Raw genomic sequence first — 18407 nt, 5'->3', positions numbered from 1 at the left:
ACGGCGAGCGCTCAAGGCCACGACCTTGGCCATGTACGCGGCAGATTGCGGCGCTGCATTGACCGGCGCGCCAACCTTTGGCGCCGCTCGTCAGTGGCGCTTCCACGGGAGGGAGCTTTCCCGCGCCTGGTTGGCTCGGAAGTAGGGCGGGACCCAATGGAGCCCGTGCAACCCAACCCATCGCAAGGAGATACGACATGGCGCGTGATCAAGAACAGACCAGCCAGCGTGGCGGCACCAAGGAAACCAACCCGGGCAACTTCGCCAACGACCGAGAAAGAGCGTCCCGCGCGGGCCACAAGGGCGGCCAGGCCTCGGGCGGAAATTTCGCCAATGATCGTGCACGCGCCTCGGAAGCGGGGCGCAAGGGTGGGCAGAACAGCCACGGAGGCGGGCGTACCAAGAGTGAGTGACTAATATTGTGCTGACGTCCCGCAAACGGGCGCTTCTTCCTTCTGGAGGCTGCACATGCGCGCATTGACTTATCACGGCTCGGGCGATGTCCGGGTCGACACCGTTGCTGACCCGATCCTGCACGAACCGGATGATGTGATCCTGCGGGTGACCGCCACTGCCATCTGTGGCTCGGACCTGCACCTGTACCACGGCAAGATGCCCATGGTCGAAAGCGGCGACATCCTGGGCCACGAGTTCATGGGCATCGTCGAGGAGGTCGGCAGCGAGGTAACGGCCGTGCAGCCTGGTGACCGGGTGGTGATCCCGTTCGTGATCGCCTGCGGCGGTTGCTTCTTCTGCCAGCAGGAGCTCTACGCAGCCTGCGAGACCACCAATACCGGCCGGGGCGCGATCCTCAACAAGAAGGCCATTGCCCCAGGCGCTGCGCTGTTCGGCTATAGCCACCTGTACGGCGGCATTCCCGGTGGCCAGGCGGACTACGTGCGGGTGCCCAAGGGCAATGTGGGGCCGTTCAAGGTGCCTGGGCAACTGGCCGACGACAAACTGCTGTTTCTCTCTGACATCCTGCCCACCGCTTGGCAGGCGGTGCTCAATGCCGAGATCAAGCCGGGTTCGTCGCTGGCGATCTATGGCGCCGGCCCGGTGGGGCTGTTGTCGGCCGCCTGCGCTAGAATGTTGGGCGCCGAACTCATCTTCATGGTCGATGAATGCGGCTACCGCCTGGATTATGCACGTGACGCCTACGGCGTGATTCCGATCAACTTCGCTCACAACGACGACCCCGCTTATAGCATCATCCGCCAGACCGCTGGCAAGCGTGGCGTGGATGCAGCGATCGACGCGGTGGGCTTCGAAGCCAAGGGCAGCACCGCCGAAACCGTGCTCACCGCGCTCAAGCTCGAAGGCAGCAGCGGCAAGGCGCTGCGCCAGAGCATCGCGGCTGTGCGGCGTGGCGGAGTCGTCAGCGTGCCGGGAGTGTATGCCGGCTTCGTCCATGGCTTCCTGTTCGGCGATGCCTTCGACAAAGGACTGACCTTCCGCATGGGGCAGACCCACGTGCAGCGCTTCCTGCCCGAGCTGCTCGAGCACATCGAAGCCGGCCGGCTGAACCCCGACGCGATCGTCACCCACCGCATGGCCCTGGAGGATGCAGCCCGAGCCTATGAAATCTTCGATGAGCGCCAGGACCGTTGCCGCAAGGTGATCCTGGTGCCGGGTGCGGCGTCGGACGCCAATCCAGGGGCACCGCTTTGAGGGTTTGAAGGGGCCCGCGTCACCGCTCGCGCGAATTGTTCGACGATTTATTGAATCTTCCGGCGTGGGCGGGACTCCATCAGGAAGTCATCCATGGAGAAGAGGAGGGCCCCGGGATGCCTAGTCCCCAGCTGTACATCATCGACTACCAGCTGCACGGCAAGCCGCGCAGTTTCATCATTCGCCTGGAAAAGATGGACAATGCCGAAGCTTGGCATTGGGCTAGCTGCGATGCGGGTATCGGAATCATTCCCAAGTTCGGCCGGGAAAAGATTCGCAAGGTCAGCCGCCCCATGGCTGAGCGCTTCGGCATCACTGCCGTAAGCTGGCGACTGTCGGGTGACAAGGCCGTGCAGCCAGCCGCGGACCCATCCACGGGCGAGAAAGATTCCGCCACCCTGTAACCTGTCGCCCCGGCCATTCCAACGATGGCCGGGGCTGCCGGAGGTTGCACGGCTCAAGCGCCGGATTCTGGATCGCTGGCCGGAACGCCCGGTCGGTTCTGCTCGTCATCTGCGACATTCGGATCGGCATCGGGATCATCGGCGCGATCGTTGCGCTGGTCGGGCTCGAGCTCTGGCCAGTCGTCTTGTACATTGCCTCCACCCATCTGGTACCTGTGCATGCTGGTGCCCTCGCCTGGAGTGAAAAAAAGGCCCACCCGAAGGGCAGGCCAAGACAGGAGTGAGAGGCAAGCCCTTGACCACCCCTCATGGTATGAGAGCCCGGCCTGGCGACGTGGGATCAGTGCAATTCGTCCCAGAACCGACCAACGGTCGTCATGATCAATGATCCTCACGCTGCCGCCGCTTGCCTGAAAGGGGCAGGTGGCGGGCTCTGGATACCCTGTAACCAGTCGCAGTAGCGAGCAACGCCTTGCTCGACGGTCAATGTAGATGCCTTGAAGCCTGCCGTGCGCAAGCGCTCCAGGTCGGCACAGGTGTAGCACTGGTACTTGCCACGCAAGTGATCGGGAAACGCGCTGTATTCCAGGATGCCCTCGAGCAAGGCCGCCTGCAGCGTCAGAGGCGGTTGGCCATGCTGCGCGCGCAGCCGGTTGATAACGGCCAGGGCCACATCGTTGAATGCCTGAGCGCGGCCGCTGCCGACGTTGACGATACCGCTCATCTGCGGGTTGTCGAGAAAGAACAGGTTGACCTTGACCACATCCTCCACCGACACGAAATCACGCAGGTGGCCGCCGCTTGGGTAATCGCCGTACTGGCCGAACAGGCTGACCTTGCCATGGGCCTGGTACTGGTTGAAGCAGTGCAAGGCTACCGAGGCCATGGCGCCCTTGTGCTGCTCGTGGGGGCCGTAGACGTTGAAGTAGCGCAGCCCGACCACCTGGCTGCGCGGCGCTGCCAACTGGCGACGCACATGCTGGTCGAACAGGAACTTGGAGTAGCCGTAGACGTTGAGCGGCCGTTCGCACTCGCGTCGCTCGCGAAAATCGTCGCCCGCGCCATAGACCGCTGCCGAGGATGCGTACAGCATGGGGACCTGCTGGGCCTGGGCGGCTTCGAGCAGGTCGCGGCTGAAGCGGTAGTTGTTGTCCATCATGAAGCGCCCGTCGCCTTCGACGGTGCTCGAACACGCGCCCTGGTGCAGCACGGCGCGAACCTTGCCGAACTGGCCACTGGCGAAGCGTTCGATGAAGTCGTCCTTGTCCAGGTAGTCGGCGATCTCGCAATCGGCGAGGTTGCGAAACTTGTCGCCATCGGTCAGGTCGTCGACGACGACGATGTCGGTTTCGTTGCGTTGGTTGAGCGCCTGGACAAGGTTGCTACCAATGAACCCCGCGGCGCCCGTGACGATGATGGTCATGCCATGTCCTCGTGATCTGGGTGCGGAGCCGCCATTTTAGGGCGTGATAGCCGAACGATGACTTAACCGGGATCAATGAAACCGAGGTTGGCACTGCGACATTGCACCGCGCTGGCCATTGGACATAGCTGAAATGCCCGGATTCTATAGCAGCGGGCGGCGGCGCTCTTTAGACTTGCAACTTGCACGCCGAGCTCTCCGAGCCTTGGCGTGCCTCTTTTTTGTCGGCATGGGTTGTCTTGTGAACGCTGGTGTACGTCTTCCTGGGCCTGTCGGTATTTTCTGGCTTGGCCTGCTGCAGATTCTGGTTTGGGGTGGTTCTTTCTTCCTGCTGGCCGTGATGGCGGCGCCAATCATGCGCGAAACTGGTTGGGACAGCCATTGGGTGTACGGCGCGCTGTCCCTCGGGCTGATGGTGTCGGCGCTGCTGGCGCCACTGTCGAGCCGGCTGATCGCCCGTCATGGCGGGCGTTGGCAACTGGCTGCCAGTGGCGCGGTGGTTGGCCTCGGCTTGCTGGTGGTTGCCAACAGCCACAGCCTGCAGGTGTTCCTGCTGGCCTGGGTGATCATCGGTGCCGGCATGGCGATGGGGCTCTATGAAGCACTGTTCGCGACGCTCGGGGCGCTGTATGGCGAGCGCGCGGGGCGGGCGATCACCGGCATCACGCTGATCTCGGGGTTCGCCACTACCATCACCTGGCCGCTGGTGGCTCTGGTCATCGAGCATCTGGGCTGGCGCACGGCCTGCACGGCCTATGCCGTGCTGCTGATGGTGGTGGTCGCGCCGTTGTACCTGTGGGTGCTCCCGGCGGGGCCGCAAGTGGCCAAGGCACAACGCGCCACTGCGTCCGATGCCGGTACGGTGGACCGGCGTGTGTATCTGTTGCTGATCTGGATCTTCGCCCTGGGCGCGATCATCATGACCGCCGTTTCCGTGCAGTTGGTGGCGGTGTTGCAGGGGCTGGGGCACTCGTTGGCCAGCGCCATCGGCTTGTGTGCCTTGCTCGGGCCGAGCCAGGTGGCGTCGCGGGTGCTGCAGATCCTGGCGGGCAAGCGGCATCCGATCTGGACCGCGTTGGTATCCTCGGTACTGGTGGCGCTGGGCTTGGCGCTGGTCACCAGCGCACCCGCGGCGACTGCACTGGGCCTGTTGCTGTTCGGCTGTGGCAACGGACTGCGGGCGATCGTGCGCGGGCTGCTGCCCCTGGCGTTGATGCCACCCGAGCAGTACGTGGCGCTGATGGGCAAGATGTCGCGGCCTTCGTTGATCGGACAAGCTCTGACGCCGCTGGTGGGTGGCTACCTGTTCCAGCACTTTGGTGCGATGGGGGTGCTGCTGACCCTGGTCGGGCTGGCGTTGCTCAACGTCGTGCTGGTGGGGCTGGTCATGCGGTCGTTGCGGGACAAGGTGAGCTGAGGGTATCTACGGGAGCGGGCTTGCCCGCGAAGAATGCAGCGCGATGGATGGCACAGGCTTCGCCTGTGTTCGCGGGTAAACCCGCTCCTACAAGGGCGAATTGGGAAAGGGGCCCCGGTTGCCGGCCTGCCGAGCCCGTCAGAACATGGCGGGCCGGCAACCGGGGCGGACAACGCTCAGGCGTCAGCTTCGCTCCGTGCCACCAGTGCGCGGGCGTGCAGATTCAGAGCTGCGCGGAGAGTTCGGGGATGGCTTCGAACAAGTCGGCCACCAGCCCGTAGTCGGCCACTTGGAAGATCGGCGCTTCTTCGTCCTTGTTGATCGCGACGATCACCTTGGAATCCTTCATGCCCGCCAGGTGCTGGATGGCGCCGGAGATACCGACGGCGATGTACAGCTGCGGGGCGACGATCTTGCCGGTCTGGCCGACCTGCATGTCGTTGGGCACGAAGCCTGCGTCGACCGCGGCGCGCGAGGCACCGACGGCGGCGCCGAGCTTGTCGGCCAGGCTGTACAGGTGGCTGAAGTTGTCACCATTGCCCATGCCACGGCCGCCGGATACGACGATCTTGGCTGCGGTCAGCTCAGGGCGGTCGGACTTGGCCAGTTCTTCGCCGACGAAGGCCGAGATACCGGCGTCATGCGCAGCGCCGACAGCTTCGACGGCAGCCGAGCCACCTTCGGCGGCCACGGCGTCGAAGCCGGTGGTACGCACGGTGATGACCTTGACCGCAGCGCTCGACTGCACGGTGGCGATGGCGTTACCGGCGTAGATCGGGCGCTTGAAGGTGTCGGCAGACTCGACCGAGATGATCTCGGAGATCTGGTCGACGTCCAGCAGCGCAGCCACGCGTGGCAGGATGTTCTTGCCGTTGGTGGTGGCCGGGGCCAGCACATGGCTGAAGTCGCGGCCCAGGTTAGCGATCAGCGGCGCGAGGTTTTCCGGCAACTGGTGAGCGTAGGCGGCATCATCGGCACCGAGCACCTTGGCAACGCCGGGCACTTCTGCGGCGGCGCGGGTGGCACCCGCGATGCCCTGGCCCGCCACCAGTACCACGATTTCGCCACCGATCTTCTGCGCAGCAGCCAAGGTATTGAGGGTGGTGGCGGCCAGCGTATCGTTGTTGTGTTCTGCCAAAACCAGGATAGTCATCAGATTACCTTCGCCTCGTTTTTCAGCTTCTCGACCAGTTCGGCCACCGACTTGACCTTGATGCCAGCGCTGCGGGCGGCAGGGGCTTCGACCTTGAGGGTCTTGGTGGTGGAGGCCAGGGAAACGCCCAGTGCATCTGGCGTGAGGGTTTCCAGTGGTTTCTTCTTGGCCTTCATGATGTTCGGCAGCGACGCGTAGCGTGGCTCGTTCAGGCGCAGGTCGGTGGTGACGATGGCCGGCAAGTTCAGCGCAACGGTCTGCAGGCCGCCGTCGATTTCACGGGTGACGTTCAGCTTGTCGCCAGCGACTTCCACCTTGGAGGCGAAGGTGCCCTGGGCGAAGCCTGTCAGCGCGGCGAGCATCTGGCCAGTCTGGTTGTTGTCGCTGTCGATGGCCTGCTTGCCGAGGATGACCAGCTGCGGCTGCTCCTTGTCGACAACGGCTTTCAGGGCCTTGGCCACGGCCAGGGAGTTCAGCTCGTCGGCGGCTTCGACCAGGATGGCACGGTCGGCACCCAGGGCCAGGGCGGTACGCAGTTGCTCCTGGGCGGCACCTGGGCCGACGGAAACCACCACGACCTCGCTGGCAATGCCTCGCTCCTTGAGGCGAACGGCTTCTTCCACGGCGATTTCGCAGAAGGGATTCATGGACATCTTGACGTTTGCCAGGTCGACGCCGGAGTTATCCGCCTTGACGCGAACCTTGACGTTGTAGTCGACCACGCGTTTGACCGCGACCAGTACTTTCATATGACCCCCGAAGTGCGCAGTTGCTGGATTCGTTCATTGGACAGGCCCAAGTCGGCCAGGATGGATTCGCTGTGTTCGCCAACCGTTCAGAGCGCGCTCAGAACGAGCGCGGCAGCTCCAGCAGGTGCTCGGCGACATAGGAGAGAATCAGGTTGGTGGAGATCGGCGCCACCTGGTACAGGCGGGTTTCGCGGAACTTGCGCTCGACGTCGTATTCATTGGCGAAGCCGAAGCCGCCGTGGGTCTGCAGGCAGGCGTTGGCCGCCTCCCAGCTGGCCTTGGCCGCCAGGTACTTGGCCATGTTGGCGGCGGCGCCGGCGTTGCGCCCGCTGTCGTATTCCTCACAGGCGCGCCAGCGCATCAGGTCGGCGGCCTCGATCTCGATGTGCGCTTCGGCGATGGGGAATTGCACGCCTTGGTTCTGCCCGATCGGGCGACCGAACACCACGCGGTCGCGGGCATACTGGCTGGCCTTTTCGACGAACCAGCGGCCATCACCGATGCACTCGGCGGCGATCAGCGTGCGCTCGGCATTGAGGCCGTCGAGGATGTAGCGGAAGCCTTTGCCTTCTTCGCCGATCAGGCTGCTGGCGGGGATTTCCAGGTTGTCGAAGAACAGTTCGTTGGTCTCGTGGTTGACCATGTTGGCGATCGGCTGCACGGTCAGGCCGTTGCCGATGGCCTGGTGCAGGTCGACCAGGAAGATCGACATGCCCTCGGACTTCTTCTTCACCTCGGCCAGTGGCGTGGTGCGGGCCAGCAGGATCATCAGGTCGGAATGCTGGACCCGGGAGATCCACACCTTCTGGCCGTTGATCACGTACTTGTCGCCCTTGCGCACGGCAGTGGTCTTGATCTTGGTGGTGTCGGTGCCGGTGGTGGGCTCGGTGACGCCCATCGACTGCAGGCGCAACTCGCCGCTGGCGAGCTTGGGCAGGTAGTAACGCTTCTGTTCTTCGCTGCCGTTACGCAGCAGGGTGAACATGTTGTACATCTGGCCGTGGATGGTGCCGGAGTTGCCGCCGCAGGCGTTCACCTCTTCGAGGATCACCGAGGCTTCGGCCAGGCCCAGGCCGGAGCCACCGAATTCTTCGGGAATCATCGCCGAGAGCCAGCCGGCGTCGGTCATGGCCTTGACGAAGGCTTCCGGGAAGCCTTTTTTTTCGTCGATCTTGCGCCAGTATTCGGCAGGGAAATCACCACATAGGGCGCGCACGCCTTCACGGATGGCGCTCAATTCTTCTTGGTTGTGCTCGGTCATCTGCGATCTCCAGGGCGGGCAGGGCCTGTAGCGTCATCGTGGGTCGGCTACCGACCCCACCCTGTGCTGCTTTTGTTTTGCCACAGCATGGCGCCAGTCGAGGTCGACGACGACTACCTTTTTTTTCTTTGAGATATGCCCAAATGCTATAGCTCGTTGGCAGTCGTGGCTGAGCGGCGCCGCTGAAGACCTTGCAGCCGCTTGAGTGACCGCGACCTGATATACCTGAAATCTATAGCCGCCCGGATAGCCAATGTTTAGACTGCGCGTTGCCCCAAGGGCCTGTCTGGCTCTTTCTACAGTTATGTGCAGTGGTCGATCGATGGACGTAGTGCAACTCAAAACCCTCATCCACGTGGCCGAGCTCGGCAGCCTGAGCAAGGCCTCCGACCGCCTGCATGTGGCGCAGCCGGCATTGAGCCGGCAGATTCGCCAACTGGAAAAGGAACTGGGGGTCTACCTGTTCGAACGGCACGGGCGCGGCATGGAGATCACCGAGGCCGGGTTGGAGGTGCTGGAGCATGCCACCCGGATCATGGACGAGCTCGAGTCCATCCGTACCTCGGTGGCCGGTGGCCGCGCCGCCTTTCGCGGCATGGTGGTGATCGGCACCACGCCGACCATCGCCGAGATCGTCACCGTGCCGCTGGTCAAGCGCATCCGTGACACTCATCCCGACCTGTCGATCCGTTTTTCCTCGGCGTTCAGCGGTTACCTGCTGGACTGGCTGCAGCGCGGCGAGCTGGAGCTGGCGATTTCCTACGATCCGCAGCCGCTGCATACCTTGCGCATCCAGCCGGTGATGATGGAAAACCTGATGCTGGTCGGGCCGCCCGAGGCGGGGCTGGGCCGCGACACCGCGGTGCCGTTCGCGGCGCTTGCGCAGGAGCAGATGGTCTTGCCGAGCCCGCGCCATGGCCTGCGCAAGATCATGGACCAGTGCGCGCTGGAACGTGGCTTCAAGATCGCCACCAGCGTAGAGGCCGATTCGTTCGGCGCGATGATCGACCTGGTGCGCAACGGATTCGGCTTCACCGCGCTGCCATTGGCCTCGATCTACTCACTGCTGGAAGCCGGCAGCTTGTGTGCCGCGCCGTTGATCGACCCCACGCCCATGCGCAAGCTGGTGCTGGTATCACCGGCCGACCGGCATGTGAGCCCGGCCACTCGTTACGTGGGCCAGACGTTCATCGAGATCGCGACAGAGCTGGTGGGCAAGGGGATCTGGGCCGGGCACATGCTCTGAGGCCCTCTAGGCAAGCTATTCAATTCAGGCCCTGCCGGCAGTGAAAAGACAGTCATCCATGGCGGGTATGAAGTGGGGCAGGTCGCTAGCGCGGCCCAGCGGCCCACGGGGCAACACATCGGCGGGCAGGGCGGATCTAAGAGAATCTGAGACTGGTTTTTATAACTACGCTAAATGACTATTTAGCGTAGTTATAATTTAAGCGCATATAAATCAGGGTAGGCGGCGTCCAAGCCAAACCGTCTGCCCAGCGCATTCCGGATCCTCCACGATGTGCTCCAGCAACTCGAAGCCGTGGTCGGTCAGTTGCGCAGTGTACTCCTGCGGATCGAGGCTCGCATGGTACAGCGTTTCACCCTCGAACACGCCCAGGGCTTCGCCATGGGAAGGCCCACTGGTGAACATCAGCAACGCACCGGGTGCGGCATGGCGCTGGAATATGGGGAACATCTGGCGTTGATCGTCGGGCTTGAGATGGAAAAAGCTGTTCCAGGCCAAAATGGCCGCGAATTGGCGATCGAGCGCCAGGTTGCGCATGTCTGCGTGAATCCATTCCTGCGTTGGAAATTGAATGCTGCACAGTGCGAGCATCTGCGCAGACGAATCCACACCGACAACAGACGCGCCGCCATCGATCAGATAACGCGCCACGGGTTGGCCAGAACCGCAGCCGAGATCCAGGACGATTGCAGACGGCGGTAGCAGCGAACGGAAGCGCTCGATCCATTTGCGGTCGACGAAATGGTTGATGCGCAAATCGCTCCAAGTGGTGGCGTGGCGATCATAGAGGCTGATGATCTGATCTGCGGATGGATGGTGAGACATGGATGGGGGCATCCTGGGTCGGCTTTAGAGGCTGAAAGTCCATGAGGGGGTTTCCAAGATTGAAATGTACCCTGGGTGTCGCTCGTATGGGAAATACGAATCTGCGCATAATGCATATTATGTTAAATCTTGTATTGGGTGCGTGGTTTCGACATGGAGCCCATGCCGTACTTCTTTTTGCCCGACCCTGCTCATCATCTGCAGGCTTGCTCGGAAACAAAGCAGGCGCACCGTTGCCAGCGACTGGCCTGCGACAGAATGCCTCTGGCGGTATTGCTGCGTAGGTGGATAAAATCCCACGTCCGTAGACTCCCGAGCCAGCGGCTCGTGGACGTATTTTCTGAGTTCATCCCTCCTCATGACCGAAATTCTGAAGAAAACAGCTGGGTTCATCTACAGTGGACGCTATGTCGTAACCGCCTGTGCGCTTGCAATATATGTGATAGGTGGAATCGCATACTTCGTTGCCTTCAAGTACTGGCCCGGCCTTTCGGCGACCACTCAAGCAATGATTCTGGAAGGCCTGGCTTCGGCGCAGACAGCCCCTCTGTGAGCTACCAGTCAGTGGCATGGCGCTCTCCTTCTGGATCGAACTAAAGATCCCCTTCGATAATAATGACCTCACGCCGGGCGGCCTGGGTAGCAAATACCTTGGCTGCGGTATATGCGGGATCGTTGTAACAGGTCCTGGCCTGTTCCAAACTAGCGAATTCGACGATTAGCACACGTTTGGTGTCCAGCGCTTCGACCATCGCGCCGCTATCCAGCACCTTGATTTTCGCATCATATTTCTGCCCAATCGGCGCCCACAGGCGTGCGTATTCCGCTTGTGCTTCTTGGTCGGTGATTTCGCCGCAGAATATTATCCAATAGCCCTTCATTCATTTTTTCCTTTGTGGTGATCGACCGGAGCTTCAGAGGCGGCCGTCATTGTCGGCGAATGCAGCTGCAGATTGTTCGAAGGTTTGGCCAGCGCGAGGATTCCATTGCACGCCAGAGCGAGCGATCACGCCGGGTTTCAGCTGCTGATGATCGTCGTAGTCCTGGCGCGGATGGAAGAACAATGGTTCCAGCTCTTCAAGGTGGGCCAGGCGCTCGGCGTAATCAGCCAGATATTGCTTTCGCATTGCTTCATCCACCTGCGCCGGCATCCACGAAGCAATCGGGGGCAGCACGGTGAAGCCGGTATAAGCGAGCGTGCCATTGTGAATTGGCCAGAGGATGTGATGGAGGTCGCCGTCGACGCCGTTGGGCTCGTACAGAGTGCTAGCGGTACCGGTGGTCACGCTCAACATTGCGCGTTTCCCCTTGAGGTGACCCGTGTCGTATTTGTGTCCGGAGGAATAGGCGAACCCCCGACTCAGAACGCGATCTACCCAGCCTTTGAGAATGGCCGGCATCGAGAACCACCATACAGGGAACTGAAGGATCACCAAGTCAGCCCATTGGACCTTTTCCTGTTCCGCTCTGACATCAGGGCTTACGGAGTGGTGATACTGGGCATGCTCTTGTTCTTGTGAGGGCTCGAAGCGCGAGGTATCAGCACGTTGCGCGAAGTCATCAGGATCAAGGGTTGCTTTCCACTTCATCGCGTAGAGATCGCTGATCTGAACATGGTGTCCTCGATCTTGCAATGTTCGCAGCGCCAACGCTGTTAGCGCGCCGTTGAATGATGTGGCCTCGGGGTGAGCATGGACGATCAGGACGTTCATTGAGTTTTCTCCCTTGCAGTTTTTATCTCGAACCGATGTTTCGATTGTCTTGGCCCTGCCCAGGCGTTACAAATCATATGTTTTCACGTCATGAAGGAGAAAAACTGCGCCATGCGAGCTGATACCCCACTCAAAGCGATAGCGTATTTCGATGCTGTAATGAGATCTGGTAGCACGACCACGGCTGCAGAAAAGCTATTCGTCACCCCCGGCGCAGTGGGCCAGCAGGTACGCAAGCTCGAAGCTTGGCTGGGTGTGCAGTTGTTCATCCGTCACATCCGAAAGCTTGAGCCAACGCAACACGCAATCCGTTACTGGGAACAAGTAAAGCCGGCACTTCAGCAAATCGAAGAAGCCAACTCAGTAGTGATGGGAAGGCGGACACGGGAGGTGCGTATCAGTCTGCCTCCTGCCCTCGCGAGCTCGTGGTTTGCGAGACGCATGCCCGAATTCGTCTCCCGACACCCCGATCTCAGCATCCATCTCAACGCCTCTAGCTCGAAGGTTGACCTGGATAGTGGGGAGTACGACATGGGGGTACGGCATTTTGATGGGCAGGATGAGGGCATCCACTCTCACTTGCTGTTGAAGGATGAAGCGAGGGTGTACTGCTCTGCGGGTTACCAAAAGCAGTGCGGCTTACGTGCTCCAGTGGACATCATCGGCGCCACGTTGCTCTACACCACATCCCATGCTCACTGGTCACGCTGGCTTGCCCTTGCGGGATTATCATTTGACGGCATGAGCCGCCCCTTGCGCTTCGACCAGTCCGAGGTTGCTATCGACGCCGCGCGACGGGGCCAAGGGTTGGTACTGACAAGTCCCTGGCTCGTCGAAGACGATGTGCAGGCCGGACGCTTGATCCAAGCGTTTCCACAATGCTTGAAAACCGGGAAAGGCTACTACCTCGTGGCTTCCAAGCATCTTGCTTTGAGTGACGCAGCACGCATTGTGTGGGAATGGCTCACCGGCACCGCTCAAGTTGCCTGCCTGCCGGCAACCTAGCTGTTTCAGCGCTCGACGGATTCGACGTTCAACGCAACCCAAACCCCATCCGGTTCAGTTCTTCAACCAACGCCTCGCGCCCATGCAAATTCGAAACGCTGCGCAACCGGTTGATCACCTGTTCAGACCACCCAGAGGCTTTGAGCCCTTCGCGCTGATAAAACGCACCCAGGCGCTCGTCGTACGCCGCTATCACGTCCTGCTCGCCGCTGGCTGAGTAGGTTTCGTGATGCAGCACCGCCTGCTGCGGCAGCCTCGGTTTCACCTTTGCCGGCCGATCCGCCGATGGGTACCCCACGCACAAACCGAACACCGGATACACCTGGGCAGGCAACTGCAGCTCCTGGGCAACGCCTTCGATATCGTTGCGAATAGCGCCGATATACACACTGCCAAGCCCCAGAGACTCCAACGCGACCACGGCATTCTGCGCAGCCAGGGCCGCATCGATGGTACCCAGCAGCAGGCTTTCCAGGTACGGCAACGCCTCCAGCTCGACATCCTGCTGCCCGGCAATTCGCTCTACCCGCGACAGGTCGGCAAGCCAGACGAAAAACAGCGGCGCCTGGCGAATGTAGGCCTGGTTGCCGGCCAGGGCCGAAAGACGATTCTTGCGCTCACTGTCCTGAACCGCGACCACGCTCCACACCTGCAGGTTCGACGACGTGGAGGCGGACTGTGCGGCTGCGATCAAGGTTTCGATCGTGCCTTCCGGCAAAGGCTGGTCAGTGAAGGCTCGCACGCTGCGATGGTCGAGCAACTGGTCGAGGGTGGCGTTCCATTGATCGAATGGCGAAACGTCTGGCGCGCCGTAGCGCGCGGTGAGTTTCGACTGGGCTTCAGCGGTCATGGGCAGTCTCCAAAAGAAAACGAGGCTACCAAATCGAATCCAGCAAGACACACCTAGCCTGAAATGTTTCATCTACAATGCCGGCGAAACCGTTCTGGACGAGCATTATTGATCGGTTCGCAAATGCATCACACAAGGACAGCGCATGGACCAGTTCCACCTGATGCAAGTCTTCGTGGCTATCGGCGATCAGGGTAGTTTCGCTGGCGCGGCCCGGCATCTGGATATCTCCCCAGCAGCAGTCACCCGGGCAATCACCGCGCTCGAGTTGCAACTGGGCGTTCAACTGATCGAGCGCACCACGCGCAATATTCGCCTGACCGAGGCTGGCCAACAGTATCTGGAAAACTGTCGTCCGATCCTGGAGCAGGTCCGCCAGGTGAACGATGACGCCGCCAACCTCGGTACCAGCCCATCGGGCAGTCTGTCTGTCACCGCGCCAACCTTGTTCGGCAAGGCCCTGGTGCTGCCGTGCATCCTGGCCTACATGAAACAGTACCCGCAGGTCGACGTTTCGGCTTTCTTCCAGGACCGTCTGGTCAACTTGATGGACGAAGGCATCGATGTCGCCGTGCGCATCGGGCATCTGCCTGATTCAGGTCTCAAGGCCATTCGCATCGGATCGGTACGCAAAGTACTCTGCGCGTCTCCGGCGTATCTGCAGCAGCACGGCACACCCAGACACCCCGGCGAGCTCAAGCAGCACGCAGTCATCGCCGCCAGTAGTGCCGCACCTCGGGTGGACTGGCGATTCGACTCGGCGGATGTGCGGCTGAAGCCGCGCTTCGTCGCCACCAGCAACGATGTTGCCGCTGCGGCGGCCGAATCGGGCATTGGCATCGCCCGCTTCCACCTCTATCAAGTCATCGAACAGATCGCCGCCGGCCGCTTGGCGATAGTGTTGTCCGATCATGAGGAAGACGCCTGGCCTATCCATATCGTGCATCGAGAGCGGCACCACCGCTCACCGAAAGTGAAGGCGTTCGTAGACATGCTGGTCGAACACCTGCGCAACCACCCGGGCGTTACCTGAAACACTGCTGCCCTCCCCCGTTCATTTGCGAAATTCTGAATTCCCCATGTGTCTATTGTTGCCCGACGATGGATCGAAGAAGCTGATTGCAAGACCCGCCAAGGCGGGATGGCAGTCGCGATAGTGAGGAAGTAATGAAGCGTTTCGAACAGAAAGTAGCGCTGGTAACGGGTGGGCGCAGTGGCATCGGTCGGGCGATTGCCCTGAGGCTGCAGGCCGAAGGTGCACGGGTGATCACGGCGCAGCGCACGGGTGACGACACGTTCGAATCCATTCAGGTGGATTTCACCGACCCAGAATCGGCTGCTGTCGCCATCGACCAGGTCATCAGCATCGCCGGGCGCCTGGACGTACTGGTGAACAACGCGGGGATGATGCAGGAAGTGCTCGCCGAAGACATGTCGCTGAAAGCGTGGACGAAGAGCCTGACGGTCAACCTGACCACGCCTTTCGCCCTGATCAAGGCCGCCCTGCCCCATCTACGTAAAACCGCCGGCAGGATCGTCAACATTGGCTCCACCGAAGGGCTAGGCTCCAACCCCAAACACGCAGCCTACTGCGCTTCCAAGGCCGGTCTGCATGGCCTGACCCGTGCGATCGCCATCGACCACAGCCATGAGGGCATCCGCTGCAATGCCGTGGCGCCGGGTTGGATCGATACCGATCTGAACGTCGACTTCATCGAGAACATGCCCGATCCTGTCGCGTTCCGCCAAGGCCTTGGCCGTATCCACCCGGTTGGCCGCACCGGCAAGCCGGAGGAAGTGGCCAATCTGGTTGCCTGGCTGGCGTCGCAGGAATCGGGCTTCGTGACGGGTCAGGTGTGGACCGTAGACGGTGGCAGGATGGCGCAGCTCAGCCTTCCTGGCTGAGGCTCGTAGAGCAATGGCAGACGCTGCGGCCCATTCGCGGGTGAACCCGCTCCTACAGGTGCGTCGCTGGATTCGTGAACGGCGGTGTTCCTGTAGGAGCGGGTTCACCCGCGAAGCTTTGTCAGTCCACCGCCACCGGTTGCGCAACCGATGCTTTCTTGACCGCAGCCACTGGCGCCGTAGCGTTGTCGTCGGCCGTTTCGAGGTCTCTGCTGAAGGTCCGGTCGTTCTCGCCCTTGAAGAAGTTCTTGCCGTAGATCAGCAGGCACAGCACCACGCCCACCGCAAAGGCCCAGCTCGCACCCTTGATCGCCAGCACCGCGCCAATCACGCCAGCGATGCCCAGGTCACGTTGGCTTTTCGCCTCCAGCACGCCCAGGCGCACGCTGACGTAGCCCTGGATCAGCAGCGTCAGCGCCAGGGCGACGCCGAGGATCGGCTGCACCAAAGTGACCACCGGCAACAGCAGCAGGCCGGTATTGGTGCCCCAGCGGAACGACCCTACCCCGCCGATGATCGACTGCATGGCGCGGGGGCCGCCCTTGAAGCGCTCGATGATGACTACCAGCATCGCCGCCCACTTGGGGCCGCACATGGCGACGTCCGGGCCGAATAGGCTCATGAACGCGTTACGGCCGCCGAAGATCAGATGCGCCCGGTCCGGGTTGTAGTCGACCTTCTGGTCGGTGCGTACCTGCTCCGCCTCGTCGAGCAGCACCTTGGCGCTGAGCACATCGCCAAACACCACGATGTACACCGCCAGCACCATGGGGATCGCCGAAATGAACATCGAAACCGGCGGCATGCCCAGGCCAAATACCGTGTAGTTGTTCCACAACCCGGCGAAATCAGGCGTGCTGATGCCCCACTTGATGGTCGGCCAGGCGGCTTCCTGGGCCAATGGCGCGATCACCACCGCCAGCAGGATGATCGGCAGGATGCCGAGCTTGGCGAAGTTCCACCAGAAGCGATTGCGCAGCTTCAACTGCGCGAAGTGCTGGGAGAAGATCAGGTAGAACGCCAGGCCCACGGTGATGCTGATGGTGATCGGCAGCACATCGAACTTGCCGCCCACCTGGAACACCGACATGACGGCGCTGAAACCCGCGCCGACGATGATCCCGGACTTGATCGCCGAGGGCACGTAGGCGAACACCTTCTTGGCCATTCCCGTCGCGCCCAGCACGATCGAGAACACCCCTAGCAACAGCTGGAAGGCAATCAACGCGTGGACCCGTTCCGGCCCCTCCGGAAACTTGGCGCAGTAGGCCATCAACAACGGCACGGCCGGGGTGATCCAGCCCGGCACGGTGGGGTCGCCGAGCAGATGGTGGGTGAGGTAGAGCAATCCGTTGAGCATCACCACCGCCAGGGCCACCTCGAACGGCATGCCCAGCAGCTCGGTCATCAGCGGGATGGCGGCCAGGTCCACGGCGCACATCAGCAGGCCCTGGAGGTAGTCGGGCAGCTCGAATCGGTAGTGAATGAAGGGCAGGCGAATCTTGAACGGGCCTAACGGGATGTAGGGCGTTTCATGGTTTGTGTTGGACATCGGTATACCGTCTTATTGGTCTTGTAGGCTTTGGCACCCCGTTCAGGGTGCCGAGTTCATCACACGATTGGTTTGCAGCGGCGTTACCAAGCAGCTCGGTAGATCGCCTCGATATCGGTGGCGCTGAGCTTGCGCGGGTTGTTGCGCATCAAACGGTCGATCTTGCTGGCTTCCTCGGCCATGGCCGGCAAGGCATCCTCAGGCACCTCGAAGGCGCGCAGGCCGGTGGGAATAGCGACGGCGGCGCAGAGTTCGGCCATGGCATCGACCCCGGCGTCCGCCGCCTGGTTATCACTCAAGCCGGCGACATTCACGCCCATGGCCTCGGCGACGTCGCGCAGGCGCTCGGCGCAAGCCAGCTTGTTCCAGCGCATCACATAGGGCAGCAGCAAGGCGTTACTGACACCATGGGCGATGTTGAAACGCCCGCCCAATGGGTAGGCCAACGCATGCACGGCGCCAACCCCGGCGTTGCCGAAGGCCATGCCGCCCATCAAGCTCGCCGTGGCCATGTCCTCGCGGGCGGCGAGGTCATCAGGGTTGGCGAAGGCCTTGGGCAAGGCGCGGGCGATCATCTTGATGGCGCCGAGCGCGATGGCGTCGGTAATCGGCGAGCGGTTCAACGACAGGTATGCCTCGATCGCGTGCACCAACGCATCGACACCACTGGCTGCGGTGACGCTGGGTGGGCAGGTGCGGGTCATGATCGGGCTCACCAGCGCAACGTCGGGCAACAGGTAGTTGCTGACGATGCCCTTCTTCAACTGGGCGTTCTTGTCGGAGAAGATCGCCACATTGGTGACCTCCGAGCCTGTGCCCGCCGTGGTTGGAATCGCGATCAGCGGCGGCCCCTTGCGCTTCACCTGGTCGACCCCGAACAACTCGGCCAGGTCCCCCTCGTGGCCGGCGAACGCCGCGACGCCCTTGGCGATGTCGATCGCGCTACCGCCGCCCAGGCCGATCAGCCCGTCATGGCCGCCTTCGCGGTAAACCCGGGTGCAGTCTTCGACCAGGCCGATTTCAGGCTCCGGCAAGACCTGGTCATACACCCCATAACGGCGGCCGCCCAGCTGGGCCAGGGCGAGGTCGACGGTGCCCGACCTCACCAGGATCGCGTCGGTCACGATCAGCGGGTTATGGACGTTCAGACGGGTCAACTCGGCGCCGAGTCGTTCAACGGCGCTGGCGCCGGTCAGCAGTTTGTTGGCGATCTGAAAGGCAGCAACAGTCATCG

General features: G+C 61.8%; 19 protein-coding genes. 8 read left to right on the top strand and 11 right to left on the bottom strand.

All coding sequences use genetic code 11. The annotated features are described in order from the left end of the window. Window positions 1-77 precede the first annotated feature (77 nt). The 3 genes from IAE37_RS29295 (at window position 78) to IAE37_RS20850 (ending at window position 2075) form a co-directional block, all read left to right on the top strand. Window positions 78-413 carry a general stress protein gene (locus IAE37_RS29295; protein WP_442967847.1) on the top strand — a complete coding sequence of 112 codons (336 nt, stop codon included), beginning with the start codon at window positions 78-80 and terminating at the stop codon, window positions 411-413. A gap of 55 nt (window positions 414-468) precedes the next feature. Further along, complete coding sequence (locus tag IAE37_RS20855; RefSeq protein ID WP_201176533.1) at window positions 469-1671, top strand: zinc-dependent alcohol dehydrogenase; 1203 nt, start codon at window positions 469-471, stop codon at window positions 1669-1671. Window positions 1672-1787: 116 nt separating this feature from the next. Then, window positions 1788-2075, top strand: coding sequence for a DUF6555 family protein (locus tag IAE37_RS20850; RefSeq protein ID WP_201176531.1), 288 nt, complete (start codon window positions 1788-1790; stop codon window positions 2073-2075). A 53-nt stretch (window positions 2076-2128) separates the two neighbouring features. Here the strand turns inward: IAE37_RS20850 and IAE37_RS20845 are convergent, their stop codons facing one another. Together IAE37_RS20845 and rfaD are read right to left on the bottom strand one after the other, a co-directional pair. After that, the gene (locus tag IAE37_RS20845; RefSeq protein WP_201176607.1) at window positions 2129-2296 is read right to left on the bottom strand and encodes a hypothetical protein; all 168 of its coding nucleotides are present in this window, start codon (window positions 2294-2296) and stop codon (window positions 2129-2131) included. Window positions 2297-2466: 170 nt separating this feature from the next. Further along, window positions 2467-3498, bottom strand: coding sequence for an ADP-glyceromanno-heptose 6-epimerase (gene rfaD, locus IAE37_RS20840; protein WP_201176530.1), 1032 nt, complete (start codon window positions 3496-3498; stop codon window positions 2467-2469). A gap of 292 nt (window positions 3499-3790) precedes the next feature. Here rfaD and IAE37_RS20835 point away from each other — a divergent pair, with 292 nt between their 5' ends. Beyond that, entirely contained in the window at window positions 3791-4915 is a 1125-nt protein-coding gene (locus tag IAE37_RS20835; protein WP_201176605.1) for an MFS transporter, read from the top strand. A 223-nt stretch (window positions 4916-5138) separates the two neighbouring features. Here IAE37_RS20835 and IAE37_RS20830 read toward each other — a convergent pair whose 3' ends face one another. The 3 genes from IAE37_RS20830 to IAE37_RS20820 all read right to left on the bottom strand — a co-directional run bounded on the left by IAE37_RS20830 (window position 5139) and on the right by IAE37_RS20820 (window position 8078). Next, entirely contained in the window at window positions 5139-6068 is a 930-nt protein-coding gene (locus IAE37_RS20830) for an electron transfer flavoprotein subunit alpha/FixB family protein (RefSeq protein ID WP_201176529.1), read from the bottom strand. Next, entirely contained in the window at window positions 6068-6817 is a 750-nt protein-coding gene (locus tag IAE37_RS20825) for an electron transfer flavoprotein subunit beta/FixA family protein (RefSeq protein ID WP_201176528.1), read from the bottom strand. Before IAE37_RS20825 ends, IAE37_RS20830 begins: the two co-directional genes overlap by 1 nt. Before the next feature lie 97 nt (window positions 6818-6914). Further along, complete coding sequence (locus IAE37_RS20820) at window positions 6915-8078, bottom strand: acyl-CoA dehydrogenase family protein (RefSeq protein WP_201176527.1); 1164 nt, start codon at window positions 8076-8078, stop codon at window positions 6915-6917. Window positions 8079-8382: 304 nt separating this feature from the next. Between IAE37_RS20820 and IAE37_RS20815 the strand changes: the two genes are divergently transcribed. Then, complete coding sequence (locus IAE37_RS20815) at window positions 8383-9324, top strand: LysR family transcriptional regulator (RefSeq protein WP_201176526.1); 942 nt, start codon at window positions 8383-8385, stop codon at window positions 9322-9324. A gap of 213 nt (window positions 9325-9537) precedes the next feature. Here IAE37_RS20815 and IAE37_RS20810 read toward each other — a convergent pair whose 3' ends face one another. The 3 genes from IAE37_RS20810 to IAE37_RS20800 all read right to left on the bottom strand — a co-directional run bounded on the left by IAE37_RS20810 (window position 9538) and on the right by IAE37_RS20800 (window position 11861). Further along, window positions 9538-10149, bottom strand: coding sequence for a class I SAM-dependent methyltransferase (locus IAE37_RS20810; RefSeq protein WP_201176525.1), 612 nt, complete (start codon window positions 10147-10149; stop codon window positions 9538-9540). A 593-nt stretch (window positions 10150-10742) separates the two neighbouring features. Continuing rightward, on the bottom strand, window positions 10743-11030 hold the full coding sequence (locus tag IAE37_RS20805) for a DUF1330 domain-containing protein (RefSeq protein ID WP_201176523.1): 288 nt from the start codon (window positions 11028-11030) through the stop codon (window positions 10743-10745). A 33-nt stretch (window positions 11031-11063) separates the two neighbouring features. After that, window positions 11064-11861, bottom strand: a complete 798-nt coding sequence (locus IAE37_RS20800; RefSeq protein WP_201176521.1) for an NAD(P)H-dependent oxidoreductase — start codon at window positions 11859-11861, stop codon at window positions 11064-11066. A gap of 111 nt (window positions 11862-11972) precedes the next feature. Between IAE37_RS20800 and IAE37_RS20795 the strand changes: the two genes are divergently transcribed. Then, a complete protein-coding gene (locus IAE37_RS20795) occupies window positions 11973-12866 on the top strand; it encodes a LysR substrate-binding domain-containing protein (protein ID WP_236410075.1) in 894 nt (297 codons plus the stop codon). A gap of 28 nt (window positions 12867-12894) precedes the next feature. Here the strand turns inward: IAE37_RS20795 and nfsA are convergent, their stop codons facing one another. Beyond that, the gene (nfsA, locus tag IAE37_RS20790) at window positions 12895-13716 is read right to left on the bottom strand and encodes an oxygen-insensitive NADPH nitroreductase (RefSeq protein ID WP_201176518.1); all 822 of its coding nucleotides are present in this window, start codon (window positions 13714-13716) and stop codon (window positions 12895-12897) included. A gap of 145 nt (window positions 13717-13861) precedes the next feature. Here nfsA and IAE37_RS20785 point away from each other — a divergent pair, with 145 nt between their 5' ends. Next, window positions 13862-14749 (top strand): LysR family transcriptional regulator, encoded by an 888-nt coding sequence (locus IAE37_RS20785; RefSeq protein WP_201176516.1) that lies wholly within the window; start codon window positions 13862-13864, stop codon window positions 14747-14749. A 134-nt stretch (window positions 14750-14883) separates the two neighbouring features. Then, window positions 14884-15621, top strand: a complete 738-nt coding sequence (locus IAE37_RS20780; RefSeq protein ID WP_201176514.1) for an SDR family NAD(P)-dependent oxidoreductase — start codon at window positions 14884-14886, stop codon at window positions 15619-15621. A 121-nt stretch (window positions 15622-15742) separates the two neighbouring features. Here IAE37_RS20780 and IAE37_RS20775 read toward each other — a convergent pair whose 3' ends face one another. Together IAE37_RS20775 and IAE37_RS20770 are read right to left on the bottom strand one after the other, a co-directional pair. Beyond that, complete coding sequence (locus tag IAE37_RS20775; RefSeq protein ID WP_236410074.1) at window positions 15743-17173, bottom strand: DUF3360 domain-containing protein; 1431 nt, start codon at window positions 17171-17173, stop codon at window positions 15743-15745. A gap of 83 nt (window positions 17174-17256) precedes the next feature. Continuing rightward, the gene (locus IAE37_RS20770) at window positions 17257-18405 is read right to left on the bottom strand and encodes an iron-containing alcohol dehydrogenase (protein WP_201176512.1); all 1149 of its coding nucleotides are present in this window, start codon (window positions 18403-18405) and stop codon (window positions 17257-17259) included. Window positions 18406-18407 lie beyond the last annotated feature (2 nt).

Source organism: Pseudomonas sp. S31, assembly GCF_016648105.1.
In the GTDB taxonomy this organism is placed as follows: domain Bacteria; phylum Pseudomonadota; class Gammaproteobacteria; order Pseudomonadales; family Pseudomonadaceae; genus Aquipseudomonas.
Note: the sequence above shows the minus strand (reverse complement) of the source record. Positions and strands in the feature narration are given on the sequence as shown.

What these genes read in the sequence shown, in the direction of transcription:
- IAE37_RS20795 (WP_236410075.1), top strand. Translation starts at nt 11,973, where the DNA reads ATGCGAGCTGATACCCCACTCAAAGCGATAGCGTATTTCGATGCTGTA.
- IAE37_RS20785 (WP_201176516.1), top strand. Translation starts at nt 13,862, where the DNA reads ATGGACCAGTTCCACCTGATGCAAGTCTTCGTGGCTATCGGCGATCAG.
- IAE37_RS20810 (WP_201176525.1), bottom strand. Translation starts at nt 10,149, where the DNA reads ATGTCTCACCATCCATCCGCAGATCAGATCATCAGCCTCTATGATCGC.
- IAE37_RS20855 (WP_201176533.1), top strand. Translation starts at nt 469, where the DNA reads ATGCGCGCATTGACTTATCACGGCTCGGGCGATGTCCGGGTCGACACC.
- IAE37_RS20805 (WP_201176523.1), bottom strand. Translation starts at nt 11,030, where the DNA reads ATGAAGGGCTATTGGATAATATTCTGCGGCGAAATCACCGACCAAGAA.
- IAE37_RS20800 (WP_201176521.1), bottom strand. Translation starts at nt 11,861, where the DNA reads ATGAACGTCCTGATCGTCCATGCTCACCCCGAGGCCACATCATTCAAC.
- rfaD (WP_201176530.1), bottom strand. Translation starts at nt 3,498, where the DNA reads ATGACCATCATCGTCACGGGCGCCGCGGGGTTCATTGGTAGCAACCTT.
- IAE37_RS20830 (WP_201176529.1), bottom strand. Translation starts at nt 6,068, where the DNA reads ATGACTATCCTGGTTTTGGCAGAACACAACAACGATACGCTGGCCGCC.
- IAE37_RS20815 (WP_201176526.1), top strand. Translation starts at nt 8,383, where the DNA reads ATGTGCAGTGGTCGATCGATGGACGTAGTGCAACTCAAAACCCTCATC.
- IAE37_RS20820 (WP_201176527.1), bottom strand. Translation starts at nt 8,078, where the DNA reads ATGACCGAGCACAACCAAGAAGAATTGAGCGCCATCCGTGAAGGCGTG.
- IAE37_RS20850 (WP_201176531.1), top strand. Translation starts at nt 1,788, where the DNA reads ATGCCTAGTCCCCAGCTGTACATCATCGACTACCAGCTGCACGGCAAG.
- IAE37_RS20825 (WP_201176528.1), bottom strand. Translation starts at nt 6,817, where the DNA reads ATGAAAGTACTGGTCGCGGTCAAACGCGTGGTCGACTACAACGTCAAG.
- IAE37_RS20845 (WP_201176607.1), bottom strand. Translation starts at nt 2,296, where the DNA reads ATGCACAGGTACCAGATGGGTGGAGGCAATGTACAAGACGACTGGCCA.
- nfsA (WP_201176518.1), bottom strand. Translation starts at nt 13,716, where the DNA reads ATGACCGCTGAAGCCCAGTCGAAACTCACCGCGCGCTACGGCGCGCCA.
- IAE37_RS20775 (WP_236410074.1), bottom strand. Translation starts at nt 17,173, where the DNA reads ATGTCCAACACAAACCATGAAACGCCCTACATCCCGTTAGGCCCGTTC.
- IAE37_RS20770 (WP_201176512.1), bottom strand. Translation starts at nt 18,405, where the DNA reads ATGACTGTTGCTGCCTTTCAGATCGCCAACAAACTGCTGACCGGCGCC.
- IAE37_RS20780 (WP_201176514.1), top strand. Translation starts at nt 14,884, where the DNA reads ATGAAGCGTTTCGAACAGAAAGTAGCGCTGGTAACGGGTGGGCGCAGT.